Origin of the sequence: Paludisphaera sp., from assembly GCF_037189885.1 — a bacterium.
Lineage (GTDB): Bacteria > Planctomycetota > Planctomycetia > Isosphaerales > Isosphaeraceae > Paludisphaera.
Genome location: NZ_JBBCIR010000040.1, coordinates 27,094 through 41,996, shown reverse-complemented (window position 1 = coordinate 41,996; position 14,903 = coordinate 27,094). Strand labels below are relative to the sequence as shown.

At 71.4% G+C, this 14,903-nt stretch carries 11 protein-coding genes; 4 read left to right on the top strand and 7 right to left on the bottom strand.

The genetic code is table 11. The annotated features are described in order from the left end of the window. Positions 1 to 370: 370 nt before the first annotated feature. The 6 genes from xseA to WG209_RS13450 all read right to left on the bottom strand — a co-directional run bounded on the left by xseA (position 371) and on the right by WG209_RS13450 (position 8,361). Complete coding sequence (gene xseA / locus WG209_RS13475; RefSeq protein WP_337175573.1) at positions 371 to 1,531, bottom strand: exodeoxyribonuclease VII large subunit; 1,161 nt, start codon at positions 1,529 to 1,531, stop codon at positions 371 to 373. A 677-nt stretch (positions 1,532 to 2,208) separates the two neighbouring features. After that, positions 2,209 to 3,408 carry a hypothetical protein gene (locus WG209_RS13470; RefSeq protein WP_337175572.1) on the bottom strand — a complete coding sequence of 400 codons (1,200 nt, stop codon included), beginning with the start codon at positions 3,406 to 3,408 and terminating at the stop codon, positions 2,209 to 2,211. Positions 3,409 to 3,442: 34 nt separating this feature from the next. After that, complete coding sequence (locus WG209_RS13465; RefSeq protein WP_337175571.1) at positions 3,443 to 3,622, bottom strand: hypothetical protein; 180 nt, start codon at positions 3,620 to 3,622, stop codon at positions 3,443 to 3,445. 111 nt (positions 3,623 to 3,733) lie between these two features. Continuing rightward, entirely contained in the window at positions 3,734 to 4,879 is a 1,146-nt protein-coding gene (locus WG209_RS13460; RefSeq protein WP_337175570.1) for a DUF1559 domain-containing protein, read from the bottom strand. Positions 4,880 to 5,277: 398 nt separating this feature from the next. Next, positions 5,278 to 5,871 carry a hypothetical protein gene (locus tag WG209_RS13455; RefSeq protein WP_337175569.1) on the bottom strand — a complete coding sequence of 198 codons (594 nt, stop codon included), beginning with the start codon at positions 5,869 to 5,871 and terminating at the stop codon, positions 5,278 to 5,280. A 474-nt stretch (positions 5,872 to 6,345) separates the two neighbouring features. Further along, the gene (locus WG209_RS13450) at positions 6,346 to 8,361 is read right to left on the bottom strand and encodes a glycosyltransferase family 39 protein (RefSeq protein WP_337175568.1); all 2,016 of its coding nucleotides are present in this window, start codon (positions 8,359 to 8,361) and stop codon (positions 6,346 to 6,348) included. Between the two features lie 554 nt (positions 8,362 to 8,915). Here WG209_RS13450 and WG209_RS13445 point away from each other — a divergent pair. Continuing rightward, positions 8,916 to 9,374 (top strand): PEP-CTERM sorting domain-containing protein, encoded by a 459-nt coding sequence (locus tag WG209_RS13445; protein WP_337175567.1) that lies wholly within the window; start codon positions 8,916 to 8,918, stop codon positions 9,372 to 9,374. Here the strand turns inward: WG209_RS13445 and WG209_RS13440 are convergent. After that, positions 9,358 to 9,876 carry a hypothetical protein gene (locus tag WG209_RS13440; RefSeq protein ID WP_337175566.1) on the bottom strand — a complete coding sequence of 173 codons (519 nt, stop codon included), beginning with the start codon at positions 9,874 to 9,876 and terminating at the stop codon, positions 9,358 to 9,360. The genes WG209_RS13445 and WG209_RS13440 overlap by 17 nt on opposite strands. Positions 9,877 to 10,580: 704 nt before the next feature. On the opposite strand from WG209_RS13440, the gene WG209_RS13435 reads away from it, so the two are divergent. From WG209_RS13435 to WG209_RS13425, 3 genes are all read left to right on the top strand, one after another. Then, positions 10,581 to 11,999 (top strand): hypothetical protein, encoded by a 1,419-nt coding sequence (locus WG209_RS13435; RefSeq protein WP_337175565.1) that lies wholly within the window; start codon positions 10,581 to 10,583, stop codon positions 11,997 to 11,999. Between the two features lie 21 nt (positions 12,000 to 12,020). Continuing rightward, complete coding sequence (locus WG209_RS13430; protein ID WP_337175564.1) at positions 12,021 to 13,253, top strand: hypothetical protein; 1,233 nt, start codon at positions 12,021 to 12,023, stop codon at positions 13,251 to 13,253. Positions 13,254 to 13,317: 64 nt separating this feature from the next. Next, the gene (locus WG209_RS13425; protein ID WP_337175563.1) at positions 13,318 to 14,901 is read left to right on the top strand and encodes an amino acid adenylation domain-containing protein; all 1,584 of its coding nucleotides are present in this window, start codon (positions 13,318 to 13,320) and stop codon (positions 14,899 to 14,901) included. Positions 14,902 to 14,903 lie beyond the last annotated feature (2 nt).

The following is a 14,903-nucleotide window of genomic DNA, read 5'->3' as shown; positions in this document are numbered from 1 at the left end:
ATCCACCTTGTCGCGTCGTCGCGGTGCTCATTGATGCATGCCCTTTGCGTCGATGAAGAGAGGCTGGATGACGGCGACGGGATCGATCCGCTCGGCGATCCCCCCGGCCCGGCCTTTGTTTCATTCGGCCCGGGTCGCGCGGGCGAAAATGAAGGGAATTCGCCCTTGATAGCCTAACATGTATCCCTTCGCTGGGCTGCGTCAAGGGGTTTGTCGTCTTAAAGTACCCCGAGCGCGTAGGGTTCGCGGATTATCCAGAACCCCGGCGGGGTGCGACCATATAACGTCGGTCACGCGCCGGAGATATCCGCGCGGAAGAGGCCGATGGCGTCTTCGGAGGGGGAGGCCGCGCGCTTGAGCGCGAAGGGGGTCAATCCTCGACGCGGGAGCGGAGTCGACCGGCGGCGAGGAGGGTGTGGAGGAGGGTGCCGGCGGGGGCCTGGGAAGGGTCGCGGACGATGGTCCGGGCGTCCTCGGCGAGGGTCAGGCTGTAGCCGCGGGCGAGGACGGCCTCGGGGTTGAGGGCGTCGAGCGAGATCTTGAGGCGGTCGAGCCGGTGTCGGCGGCGTTCCATGTCGTGCATGGCGGCCGAGGCCAGGTCGCGCGACAGGGCGTCCAGCCGGGCGCGGGCGTCGCGGAGGCGGGCCGAGCCGGCGTGGCGGAGCGCCTGGCCGAGCCGGTCCAGGTGCATCGCGATCTCGGCCGCGTCGGGGACGACGAGCTCCCCGGCCTCGCTGGGGGTCAGGGCGCGGCGGTCGGCCACCAGGTCGGCGATCGTCACGTCGATCTCGTGCCCCACGGCGGCGACGACCGGGACGGGGCAGGCGGCGATCGCGCGCGCCACCACCTCGTCGTTGAACGGCCCCAGGTCCTCGGCGCTGCCGCCGCCTCGGGCGACGATGACGACCTCCACCCCCGGCGCCGAGCCGGCCAGCGCGACGGCCGCGGCGATCTCGCGGCCCACGCCGATCCCCTGGACGCGCGTGGGGACGATGAGGATGTCGGTGCCGGTCCAGCGTCTGCCGGTGACCTGCAGCAGGTCGCGCACGGCGGCGCCGGTGGGGCTGGTGACCACGGCGATCCGGCGCGGGAAGCGGGGCAGGGGGCGCTTGCGGGCGGGGTCGAAGAGGCCCTCGGCCGAGAGCCGGGCCAGGAGCTGCCGCATGGCCAGCTCGTGGGCGCCCATCCCTTCGGGCTCGACGGCCTGGGCGACGACCTGATACTCCCCGCGCGGCTTGTAGACCGTCAGCCGGCCGAGCAGCCGGACGGCCAGGCCGTCGGCCAGGTCGAACGGCAGGCGCTGGGCGTCGCTCCGCCACATGACGACGCGGACGGACGCCTCGTCGTCCTTGAGGCTGAAATACAGGTGCCCGGAGCGCGGCCGCGCCAGGTTGGAGACCTCGCCGCGGATGGCCACGGCGCCGAAGTCGGACTCCAGCGCGTCCTTGATCCGCTCGGTCAGCCCGCCGACGGTCTCGAAGACCGCGCCATAGGGGTCGTTCGAGGCCTGGAGCCAGGAGAAGTTCGACATGATCGGTCCGTCGTCCGGGGCCTGCGTTGACGGGCCCTGGCGGGGCGAGGGCCGCCGGACCATCCTCGCAGGAAACGCCCGGCGCGACAACCGCGGGCGGCCGCGCGAGTTGGCTTCGTTCGCGCGCCGCGGCTTTCCGTGGTTTGGACGCAAGTTGCCGACTGGAAAACCATTGCGGCGAAATCAACTTGGCTTCGTTCGTCGTTTTCGAAGTGGTTTTCGATCGATCCCGGATTCGTCGAGCGTGAAACGCGCGTCCCCTCTCCCACCGGGCTGACGACGCGACGCTTTCTCGTCGACGGCTCCACGGGCGCGTTCCCCCCTTCTCCCCTCGTGGGAGAAGGTGCCCCGGAGGGGCGGATGAGGGGGCGCGCGACCGGTGGCTTGCGGATTCCCCCACATCCGGCCTTCGGCCACCTTCTCCCACGAGGGGTGTAGGGACGCTCGGCGACGGCGAGCGGTGGGCTCGGATGCCATCCTGAACGTGTCGGGTCGGCAGACCGGGGTGATGGGGGACGAGTTCGGACCGAGTCGCGCGATCGTCATGGGCGATCGCCCGTCGCTGGTCTCTGCTTCCGGATTGCCAAGGAACACCGCCATCGAACGCCTGTAGGGTCAGCGCCGGCGTCGGCGGGATTTCAGGAATCCGGAATTTTTGTCGGGACGCGACGTGTCGGCTACCGCGGGCCGAGTTCGCGCTCCAGGCGGTGCGCGGTGGCCTGGGCCTCGCGGTCGAGGGGGTCGTCCGCCAGGGCGAGGCGCGCCCAGGCGAGGGCCTCGGGGAGCCGGCCGGCGGCGGCGCAGGCGGCGGAGAGGCGCGGGGGGAGGGTCGGGTCGCGGGTGCCCTCGGTGGTCGCGGCGCGGGCGATCAGCGGGAAGAGGGCGTCGTGAAGCTCGGCGGCGCGGAAGCACTCGGCGGCGGCGTCGGGGTCGCCGGCGAGGCGAAGCGCGGTCCCCAGGCCGTGCAACAGGCCGCGATCCTCGGGCCGGGCCGTCAGCGCCAGGCGGAAGCCGGCGACGGCGGCCTCGACGTCGCCGCGCTTGAGCGCCAGGCGGGCGCGGACCTCGGCCGGCGCGGCGGCGTCGGGGGGGACGTCGCGGAGCAGCCGCTCGGCCTCCTCGTCGTCGCCCCGCTCGACGGCGAACGACGCGCGGAGCGCCACGGCGTCGATGTCGTCGGCCGGGAGGGGGGCCAGGGCCTCCTCGGCCCCCCGGACGTCGTTCATGCGGTAGAGGCCCTCGGCCAGGACCAACCGCGACGCGCGGTCGTCGGGGTCGGCGGCGACGCACGCGGCGAGGACCTCGCAGTCCTCGCGCGGGTTCCAGGCGGCGTGGCGGGACTTGCCCCAGTGGGCCAGGCGTTCGAACGTCAGGGCGCGACGGTCGGAGAGGGCCAGCATGACGCGGTCGAAATCGGCCCAGCGGTGCTGGAGGTTGTAGATATAAGCCAGTTCCTCATGCGGCTGGGGCTCGCCCGGCAGGCCCTCGGCGGCCTTGAGGAAGTGGGCCTCGGCGGGGCGGAGGCGATGGCGGGCGATCTCGACGCGGCCGGCGAGCAGGTGGGCGAGGGGGCCCAGCGCGGGGTCGTCCAGGATCGCGCCGGCCTCGGCGACGGCGTCGTCGTCGCGGCCCTGGGCCTGGGCGACCTGGGCCCTGGCCATGCGGTCCATCGGGCGGGGGGGGCGGACCGTCGCCAGGAGGTCGAGCGCCCGGCGGGCGTCCTCGTGGCGACCGGCCTGGAAGTCGGCCTGGGCCCGGGCCAGCAGCGCGGCGGGGTCGGGCGGGCGGGAGGCCAGCCAGAGCCAGGCGACGCCGATCGCGGCCGTCGCGACCAGGGCCGCCACCCCGGCGATCGTCCGCCCTCGGATCCGCCCCATCGCGTCCTCCCGCCCCCTCGCGCCGTCGCGGGCCTCAGTCGGCCTTCTTCGTCTTGACCTTGGCCTTGGAATCCATCATGGCCCTCATGGCGTCGAAGTCGGCCTGCTTGGGGGCGTCTTCCGACACCGGGATCTCGTCGCTTTCGCCGCCGCAGCCGGGGAGGGAGGCCGCCACCAGGCCCGCGAGCACCGCGGGGATCAGGAACTTGCGCATCGGGAGGTACCTCCGGAGGGGGAGTGGGTCGGGACGGGCGTGGAAAGACGGGCCGAGGGCCTCGGCGCGACGCGCCGGGCCCCCGATCCGACATCGGGCCGTCGGCCGGGATCAGTAGGCGTCGCTGCTGACGACCTCGCCGCCGTTGCGGCTGCCGAGGGCCCACCATGTCGGAATGGCGATGGAGTCCTTGACGAACTTGACGCTCCCGTCGGCCATGCAGACGTTGACGCCGCCGGAGTGGTTGCTGCTGGGGGGCATGCCGTCGAGCGGGTTGCCCCAGCCGCCGGTGTTGCCGTCGGCCGCGTTGTAGCAGCCGGCGGCGTTCGGGCCCAGCCAGTGGTTGTACGAGTCGTACATGGCGGTCGAGCCGGCGTGGCCGGTGACCCAGAAGTTGCCGTTGGCCGGGGCCAGGTTGCCGTAGCCCGCGGTGGTGCCGGGGAGGGCCTTGCAGGTGTTCACGAACTGGAGCGCCTGCGCCTGGCCGGTGGCCCCCCCGAGGTTGAAGCCGATGTTCAGCCCGCTGGCGAACAGGTAGACCGACTTGCGCCTCGTCGTGGCGATCGTGATGGTGTTCGCGACCGGCCCCGTGCCCAGCAGGGTCTCGCTGAACATCGCCGTGTTCGACGTGCCGTCGGTGAAGCCCTCGGGGCCGCTCGGGTTGCAGTTGTTGCTCGGCATGCCGTCGATCGTGGAGACGCCGGGGTACTGGCCGGGGTCGTGCCGCAGGGGGACCAGGGCGCCGTTGAAGACGTCGATGCACGCCGGCCCGCCCATGTTGGCGACGTAGCTCTTCCAGCCCCAGGCGTTGGTCGGCACCCGGGAGCTCTCCGACGGGCACTGCATGCTGCCGACGATGGTCCGGAGGACCGTCGTGTTGACCGGGAACGTCGCCTGGCCGTTGCCGCCGCCGAACGCCCAGTTCAGGGAGTTATAAAGCGGCGCCTGCTCGATCTGCGAGAGGAGCGAGGCCGTCCAGTCCAGCGGCCAGTGGTCCAACCCCGCCGGCCAGGCCGCGGCGGTCATGTTGGACCGGTTCTGCACCAGCGGCGGGAAGACGTTCTGCTGGGACAGGTAGTTGTGCGCGGCCAGGCCGAGCTGCTTCAGGTTGTTGACGCACTGGGCGCGCCGGGCGGCCTCGCGCGCCGCCTGGACGGCGGGCAGCAGCAGCGCGATCAGGACGGCGATGATGGCGATGACCACCAGCAGCTCGATCAGCGTGAAGGCGCGCCGTTCCCTCGATGGGTGATGGGACATGCGTTCGACCTCCTGGAGAGTTGGAGATGAAGCCGACGTCTCGCCCGAACTCGAATGACGTATCGGATCAGGCGGGGGGATTGTAGTCAGCTTCTCGGACGTATGTCCATGTCCGCCGAAAAGAAAACCTTGGGGAACCGTGTCCTGCGTGATGCAGTCGGATCGGCATGTCATGGCGCGGTATTGAGTGCTAATTTGGTTGCAAGCATGTGTTTTCAGGAGGGGCGCAAGCCTCGGGGCTTGCTCGCGGTTCGGCACCCTCGACGGGGCCGATCGGAGCCTGGAAACGCGCCGGCGGGAGGCGTTCGAAACGCCGAGGGCCCGGCGACGCGGGTTGCGTCGTCGGGCCCTTGCGTTGAATCGGGTTTCGATTCACCCGGTCAGGTCAGCGACTCGCGTCACTCGCCTTCGGGGGTCGGCAGCAGCAGGCCGCCGGTCTTGATCTGGGGGGCCGGGGGAGCCTCTTCGGCGCCGAGGGCGACGGTCGAGGCCGGGCGGCCGGAGTAGGCGTGCTGGCCGGTGCCGTAGGCCTGCGGGGCCGCCTGCGGGGCCGGGAAGGCCTGCGGGGCGGGGAAGGCCTGCGGGGCCGGGGCGATCTGCCCCGAGGGGACGACCTGCGAGGTCGGGTAGACGGTCTCGACCGGGCCGCAGCCGGAGTCGCAGCCGCCGCAATCGTTCTTGTGGCCCCAGAGGCGCTTCTTCTTCAGGACCCACTCGTAGGTGACGGGCGGGTGCAGCAGGCCCTTCAGCTTGCAGTGGGCCTTGTCGAGCTTGCCGCCCAGGTGGCCGAACAGCTTGCACTTCTTGGCCGGCACGCACTCGTTGCAGTCGGCGACCGTCGGGAGGTAGCCCTGGGGCGAGGCCTGGGGCGACGCCTGGGGCGAGGCCAGGCCGCAGGTGGTGCAGCCGGCGTCATTGCCATGAGCCATCGCCGCGGTGCAGAACCCGAGGGCCAGGGCGAGGCTGAGGGTCAGCGTCAAGGGCTTCAACATGGGAGAAAGCTCTCCTAGAGTAACTTTCCAACGAGGACCGCGATCCCGGTCGACCGTGTCGCTCGACCTCGTCTCGTTTCGGTCATCCATGACGTCGCTCCGCGGTCTAGGTCTTCCCGGGACCCGGGGCCTTCCAGCCCCCCCGCGATTCGACGTCACCTGAATTCGGTGCTCCCGTCCGCTTCTCGCCTTCGGTTCATTGTTCCCCTGGGCGAGTCACCTGAAGTATCGTCATCCCGGCCTGGGGCCTTGAACCCGCTTCGCCTTTTGTGCCAACGCCTTACGTCGATGGGTTTGCCGATCGTCGGGGTCCGCGAAGATGTGCCGACGGCGCAAGGTCGGGCGCGGGTCGATCCCGGAGAATCGTCAAGGTCAGGCCGCCAGGGCTTCCGCGATCGTCACGGACGGCGGCTTCGGCGGGGGCTCCTTCGTCGGCAAGCTCTCGCCGATCGGTCCCGCTTGCCGGCGCGAATCTCAGCGGCGTTCTCGATCGGCCGCGGCGGCGCGTGGGGAGGCGGGGAGGTGGAGCAGGACGAGGCCGTTCCTCCGAGCGTCGCGCTCGCGGAGGAGGGGGACGGCGGCGTCCGCCAGCTCGCCGGACAGGGCGTCGTTCACCTTGTCCCGCAACAGGAGGTAGGAGCCGCTGGGGGGAGCCTCGTGGAGCCAGTCGGCGAGGATCGCCCCGGCGCGGAGGGCCAGCCGGCGCGGCGGGGCGCCGGCGGCGATGTTGTCGTAGGCGTCGTTGTACCGGGGCTGGCTGCCGGGGACCGCGACCAGGCGGCGGTCCCTCAGGTAGAACCAGAGCCCCTCGTCCAGCTCGTGGAAGAAGTGGAGCGTCCGGACCTCGGGGGGGACGGCGCGGTCGATGGCGCGGGCGATCCCGGAATGGCCGCGCGCCGGGTTGGCCCCCGGGGCGACGACCCCATAGCCGACGACCACGACGAAGGCCGTCGCCGCCACCGCGGGGAGCATCGCCGTCGCGCCCCGGCCTCGCCGCGACGCGATCGCGCCGACGGCCCCCGCGACGGCCGCCGCCGCGGCCATCGCGGCGCACCACCCGGGGCTGGAGATACCCAGCGCCCGGCCGGCCATCGCCAGCGCGCCGGCGCCGAGGATCGACCAGAGTCCCCACTGGAGATCCAGCAGGAGGCGCGCCCGCCGCTCTCCCGTCGCGGCGCGACGTTCGAGCCCGATCCACGCGGCCCCGGCCAGGAGCGCGAAGCCGGGGAGGCAGGGTACATAGTAGTTGGGCTTCGCCACGGCCCAGCAGCCCAGGAACGCCGCCGTCCCGACCGACCAAGACCAGCCGACCCACGCGCGACGGTCGCCGCCGCGCCGGAACGGGAGGGCCAGCCCCGCCGCGCCCGCGACGACCCAGGGGAGGACCATCGCCGGCCACTGGAGCAGGAAGCCGACGCGCTCGCGATGGGCGATCGCCAGCGCCCCGGTCTTCTGGCCGATCTCCGCCGTCCAGACCCCCGCCGCGTTCGGCTCGCCCAGCCAGACGGCCGCCGGCCAGCCGAGCGCCAACGCCAGGCCGATCGGCAGGCCGACCGGATGGAGCGCCAGGCGGGCGATCGATCGGGCCTTCGCCGAGGCGACCCCCCAAGGCAAGAGCGCCGCGGCGACGATCGTCAGGATCACCGGCCCCTTGCAGAGGAACCCGAGCCCGAGGGCCGCGTGGAAGACGAGCGCCGCGGCGAGAGGCGCCACCGATGCCTTCTCCCATCGTCGCGCGCCGTCGGTGCCGTTCGTGACGGGCGAGGAGGGACATCCCTTCTCCCCTCGTGGGAGAAGGTGGCCCGAAGGGCCGGATGAGGGGGCGCGCAACCGGTGGCCGGCGGCTCGTCTTTTGTGGTGCGGGCGTCCCGCCTGCACGCGCGAGCCGGCACCGTGCGGGCGGGACGCCCGCGCCACAATCAGATGGACCGCGCCCGGGATGCGCCGCCGGCCATCTTCTCGCCCGAGGGGAGAAGGGATGAATGTCGGGGCCGTCCCGCGGTCCCTTCGCCCGCCGTCCGTCGCCCGGAGCGCGGCGTAAACCGCCAGCGTGGTGAAGAAGGCGAGGGGCGCGTCCTGCCCGGCCTGGCGCGCCTCGGCGATGAACAGCGGCGTGGTCGATAGGATGATCGCGGCGACCAGCCCCAGCCGCCTGCCCCCCAATCGGAGCCCGATCATATAGGTGAGGGCGACCGTCCCCAGCGCCGCGATCGCGCCCGGGAGCCTGACGAGGAATTCATCGCAGCGCCCGGCGGCCGTCGTCAGCGCGGCGATGGTCCATCGGGGCAGGGGGGGCTTCTCCAGGCGGGGCCGCCCCTGGATCGTCGCCACCAGCCATCGGCCGTTCTCGACCGTGTCGAGCGCCTCGGCCGCGAGCCGCTGCTCGCGCTTCCCCCAAAGCTCCAGCGAACCCAGGCAGGCGAGGAAGATCACCCCCGCCAGCCCCGCCGCCACCGCCTCCAGCCCCCACCTTCGAAGCGCCCTCGCCATGTCGCGCCCCCTCGCACGCCCCCCAGCCGTCGGGGATCGCGCGGGAAGCTATCGGAAAGCGTCAAGGCGGGCAACGGGAGTCGATCCGTGGCGGTTGATTGCATCCGTCAATCGTGTTGACCGATTCGCCCTTATCGCTACAGTCGAGGACGATAGGGCTTGACGGATTCAGCCGCGAGTCCGGAGAGGCACCCTGGGAAGGATTCTTGCCATGTCGCGCGCCGTCCGACGTCTCGCGTGCCAATGTCTCGCGACGCTGGGGCTGCTCGCCCTCGCGACCGCCGCCCACGCCGCGCCGCTGCGCGCCTACACCGTCATCGAATTGGACCCGGCCGTCCACCCCGGGGAAGGGCTCGGCAACGACGGCAACGTCATCGACCAGCCGATCCGCACCATCGTGGGCGATGTCCCAACATTCGATCTCGGGGGGGGAGGATGGGAGCCCCGCCTTCCCGGGCGCGCCATCAAGTGGGCCGAGGTCATGGACGGGACGCCGGACGGGCGGTTCATGATCGTCACGGGGGGGGGCCGGGGCCTACCCGGTGCGGGAGATCATGCAGACCTTTGTCGGAAACCCCAACTTCCCCTACACCGAGGACCACTGGCGCGCCATGCGGCTCCAGGACGATTACTGGACATCCATTCGCGGCACCGACCTCAACGCCTCCGGCGAGATGGTCGGCAGGCTGGCCCGGGTCGTCGAGGAAGGTCCGAGCGGCGTGAAATGGGATCGCGATTACTTCTACGCCGCGGTGGGCGAGACCACTGTCCACAAGTTGATCGATCTGTTCCCCCCCGGCTCCGGATGGTCGTCCGTGGCCGCCCTGAGCATCAACGACAACGGCCAGATACTCGGCTGGGGGAAGAACCCCGAGGGCGAATCCTCGATGTTCCTCCTGACGCCGAACGCCGTGCCGGAGCCGGGCACGTGGGCGGTGTTCGGGCTGATGGCCGCCGCGGCCGGCTGGCGGGCGCGGCGGGGGGGCCGCCGGCTCGTCACTCCGTCTCGATGACGAAGTAGGTGGTGAGCTTCGGCGGGTTGGTGGAGCGGCTGTGCATCAGGCCGAGGTAGAGGCCGGGGGCGATGAGGCGGATCTCGTCGCGGTTGTCGGCGTAGAGGCGCGAGGTGCCGGCGTAGTCGAGGATGAGCGCGGGGCCGCCGTCCAGCCAGCTCTCGCCCTGGTAGAGTCGGCCTTTGATGGCCGGGACGCCGAAGAAGCGATTGACGGCGACGGTGCCGGACTCATCCACCACCTTCCCCTGCCACACCAGCCGGCCGAAGGACGACATCGCGGCGTTGCGGCGCTTCCCGGGGGCGGGGAGGGCCGTGCCGCGCATCCGGCCCGGGGGCAGGCCCGCCACCACGCCCTGGCGATAGATCGCCTGGAGTTGCGCCTCGTCCATGTCGCGCAGGCTCGCCACGCCGAGCGGCGCCGTCGCGACCTGGGCGCGGGCCGAGGCGGGGAGGGTCGCGGCGGCGAGGAGGAGGAGGAACGATCGACGGGGCATGGACATGGCGTGGCTCTCGTGGGGTGGCCGCGCCATTCGGCGCGGTTCGCATGGGCGACGGTCCAGGACGAACTCCCTCCCTACTCCCGCGGGGGGAGGAGGGACGCTCGGTCGATGGCCTCGCGAGGCGAGGGAGGCGCGGCCAAGGATCGCCCTCTTCGCATCGGCCGGCGACGGGGTCCGACTCAAGTCGCCGAGACGGGCGTCGCGACGGCGGCGACGAATCGGACGTTCGCGCAAGAGAGACGGGCCGGCGCGGGGCCGGACGTCGCCTAGAAGACGGGTCGACGGACCGTGTCGAGGCGGCCTTGGGCCGCCGAGACCGAAAGTCGCGGCCGGGCCGGCAGTCGGGTTGACAGCATGGGCGGACGCGGGTTAAATCGCCCCTCGTGTCAGCCCGGCCCGAGGGCCGAAAGGGAACCTAGGCGGAAAACAAGGGAAGATCGCGGCGGGAAAACCCGACGTTGATCTCCTGAGCGTACCAGGGATGGTGACGATCGCGGGGATACCGACCCAAGGACGGGTCGGCCCCGCGATCCTGATTCGGGCCGACGAGCCGCGGCCCCCCATCCCGACGCCGACGACGGATCGTGACTCCCCCGCGGCGGTGACGCGCGGCGCGGGATCGATTCAAGGACGATGAGGCCGGAGGCCCCCCCGCCGATCGCGCGGGCGTCGACGGCCCGGAAGGTTCGAGGAAGGGACCGTCCATGGGGCCAAACGTCGGGAACCCGGCCACGTCGCGGACGACGCCGCACCAGCGATACCTCCCCCCGGCCCCCGCGCCCGTCGACGACGGCCCGGGACCGGGGATGATCGCCCGGCTGTACGCCGACGAGCCGAAGAACTGCAAGCGGGCCGTCGTCCCGTTCCTGCGCAACCTGCTGTTCTTCGGCCTGATCCTGGCGGTCTGCCGCGTCTACGCGACCGAGGGCCGCGCCTTCCAGGTGCTGCTCCAGGTGGCGGGAGTCGCGCTGCCGATCCACTACCTCGCGCCGTACCGGTGGAAGAAGGCCGTCTTCCTGGCCGCCTCGGTCGCCGGGCTGTTCCTGGTCTTCGGCGCGGACGCCGGGGCGGTGATCGTGGGGCTCTCCGCCCTGATGATCGGCGTCACCCGCCTGCCGATCTCCTGGAACCTCCGCGTCGCGGCGCTCGTCGCCATCGCGACGTTCCTCTCGTTCGGCCGCCCCGTGGCCCTATTCGAGCAGGCGTCGACCGTCGTCTGGCCGGTCCTCGGCTCGATGTTCATGTTCCGCCTGCTCATCTACATGTATGAGCTTAAGCACGCCAGGAAGCCCGAGCCGGTCATCGACACGGTCGGCTACTTCTTCCTGCTGCCGAACTTCTGCTTCATGCTCTTCCCGGTGGTCGACTACCGGACGTGGCAGCGCGGGTTCCTCGCCGGCGACGTCCACGACGTCCAGCGCCGGGGACTGGACATGACGTTCCGGGGGGTGGTCCAGCTCATCCTGTATCGGATCATCGACCAGGAGCTGCTGATCTCGTCGGCCGACGTGGCCGGGCCGTGGAGCCTGATGGGGTTCCTGGTGTTCAACTACCTGGTGTACCTGCAGGTCTCCGGGCAGTTCCACATCGCCTGCGGGATGCTCCACCTGTTCGGCTACCAGCTCCCCGACACGCACCACCGCTACCTGCTGGCGACCGGATTCACCGATTATTGGCGCCGGATCAACATCTACTGGAAGGACTTCATGGTCCGCCTGGTGTTCAACCCGGTGGTCTTCCGACTGAAGAAGTGGCCCCAGCCGGCGGCGCTGGCGGCGGCGACGGCGGCGGTCTTCGTCGTGACGTGGCTGCTGCACGGCTACCAGTCGTTCTGGCTGCGGGGCGACTGGGGCTTCACCGTCCCCGACGCCATCTTCTGGACTGTGCTCGGCGGCCTGGTGATGGTCAACGTCCAGCTCGACGCCCGCAAGAAGCCGGCGAGGCCCAGGCTCAGGCCCAGGGCCGACGAGCCGCCGCCGGGCGTGGACTACAAGGCGCTGGCGATCCGGTCGGCCAAGACGGCCGCCACGTTCGTCACCATCGTCCTGCTGTGGTCGCTCTGGAACAGCCCGACCGTCGGCGATTGGCTCGACCTGCTGGCCCGCGGCCTCCGCGCGTCGTGACATAGGAGGATCCGAAACGGCATGGCGCTCATCCAGACCACATCGCTGCGCGACGCCAGGGTCGCGATGCTCCAGGCGGCGGGCCTGCTCGCCCTGGCGCTCATCCCCGCCCCCGCGGGCTGGACCCGGGCCGACCGGATCATCACGGCGGCCCGGTCGAACGCCGCGGAGAGGGCCGACGGCGACCACCACGCGACCGGCTACTACGAGGGCCTCGTCGGCGGCGCCGAGGGCCCCTCCGGGCGCGGCGAGCTGACGCTCAAGCTGATGGGCAAGCCCAACGGCTGGGCCCGGTTCAACGACGCCGGCGTCGTCCGCCACCTCGCCGGCGACTTCCTCCACTTCGAGCTGATCCCGGAGATCGACAGCGTCCTCTTCGGCCAGCCGTTCGTGACCAATACGCACGGCATGCACGGCCCCGAGGTCTCCGTCGAGAAGCCGCCGGGCGTCTTCCGGATCGCGCTACTGGGCGCGTCGATGGACATGGGCTGGGGCGTCCGGTATCAGGACGACTACGCCCACCGGCTCCAGGAATGGCTGAACGTCCACGCCGAGCGCCAGGGCTTCGCCTCGACGCGCAAGTTCGAGGTGCTGAACTTCGCCGTGGCGGCCTACAGCCCGCTCCAGCGTCTGGAGTCGTTCCGGCGCAAGGCGAAGGAGTTCCAGCCCGACCTGGTGGTCTTCTCGTCGACGATGCTGGACACCCGGCTGGCCGAGATCCACATGTGCGACGTCTTCCGCATCCAGGCCGACCTCCCCTACGAGTTCGTCCGGGAGGCCGTCGCCCGCGCCGGGATCACCGACGCCGACCGCAAGGTCGACGCCCGCGGCAACCTGCCGGCGAAGGAGGCCATCAAGCGGAAGCTCGACCCCTTGCAGTGGGACCTGTACGACGAGACCCTCGCCGAATTGGCCGGGGACTGCCGGTCGATGGACCTCCCGCTGATGATGATCATCATCCCCCGCGTCGGCAAGGACTCCGACCCCAAGGCGCGGGCCGATTCCGTCGGCCGGCTCCAGGCGATGGCCGCGCGGCACGACCTGCCGATCTACGACCTGACCGACACCTTCGACGGCATCAACCCCGCCCGGCTGGAGATCGCCGCCTACGACGACCACCCCAACGCCGAGGGGCACGAACGGCTCTTCAAGGCCCTGACGCACCACCTGGTCACCGACCAGGGCCGGTACGAACTCCTGTTCCCCGGCCGGAAGGCGGCGGAGGAATCGGCCCTGCCCGAGGACCTGCCCTGACCCCGACCGGACGCCCCGCAACTTGACCGAAGCCGCGACCCGAGACACGGACGGACCAGCCGCCATGGACGGACGCCACCTGAGCCGACTGCTGGAGGAGGCCGCCGCCGCCCACCCCGGGCGCGCCGCCGTCGAGGACGGCCGCGGCGGCTCCCTGACCCACGCCGAGCTGCTTCGCGCCGCCGACCGCGTCGCCTCCCGCCTGGCCCGATGGGGGGTCGGCCGGGGCGACCGCGTCGGCCTCTGGCTCCCCAAGAGCATCGAGGCCGTCGCCGCCATCCACGGGGCCCTCCGGGCCGGCGCCGTCTACGTCCCCGTCGACCCCACCGGCCCCGCCGGCCGCGCCGAGGGGATCTTCACCGACAGCGGCGCGAAGGCGGTCGTCGTCTCGTCGAAACTGGCCCCCGCGCTCCGCGAGGCCTGGGCCGACCGCGCCGACGCCCCCCGGCTGATCGTCGTCGGCGACGGCGACCCGGCCGGCGAGCCCGCGCCCGGCGAGGCGTCGTGGGACGCCGTCATGGCCGACGACGCCCCCAGCGCCACGCCCCCGCCGCGACACCACGACGACCTGGCCTACATCCTGTTCACCTCCGGGTCGACCGGGAAGCCGAAGGGGGTGATGCTCTCGCACGCCAACGCCTTCACCTTCCTGGACTGGTGCCGCGACGCCCTCGGCCCCTGGGAGGAAGGCGACCGCTACTCCTCGCACGCCCCCTTCCACTTCGACCTGTCGATATTCGACCTCTTCGTCTGCGCCCTGAACGCGGGCACGCTCGTCCTGATCGACGAGACGCTCGCCAAGGAGCCCGCGGCGCTGGGCGATTTCATCCAGGAGCGGCGGATCTCCGTCTGGTACTCCGCCCCCTCGATCCTGGCGATGATGACCGAGCACGGCCGGCTCGACCGCCCCGGCTTCGTCGCCCCCCGGCTGGTTTTGTTCGCCGGCGAGGTCTTCCCGATCGCCCCGCTGAGGAAGCTGCGGAGCCTCTGGCCCGACTCCCACCTGTGGAACCTCTACGGGCCGACCGAGACCAACGTCTGCACCGCGCTGAAGATCCCCGCGACGATCGACGACGCCCAGGACGGCCCGTTCCCGATCGGCCACGCCTGCCCGCCGCTGGTCGGCCGGGTGGTGGACGAGGAGGGGCGGACCCTGCCGGCCGGGACGCAGGGGGAGCTGGTCATCGCCGGCCCGGGCGTCATGCGGGGTTACTTCGGCCGCGACGATCTCACCGAGGCGGCCTTCTTCGCCGATGATCGCGGCGAGAGGTGGTATCGCACCGGCGATCTCGTCGTCGACGACGGTTCCGGGTGCTATCTTTTCCACGGCCGTCGCGACCGCATGGTCAAGAAGCGGGGATACCGGATCGAGCTGGGGGAGATCGAATCGGCCATCTATCGCCATCACGAGGTGGACCGGGCCGCGGTGGTCTCCAGCAGCGACGAGTCCGGCGTCTCGATCGCCGCGTTCGTCGCCATGAAGCCGGAGGGGAAGAAGTCGCTCATCGCCATGAAGCGGCACTGCTCCATCCACCTGCCGAACTACATGATCCCGGATCGGATCACGTTCCTGGACCGGCTGCCGGCGACCTCGACCGACAAGGTCGATTATCAGAAGCTCAAGGCCCTGGCCGTCGGGGGGGAATGACG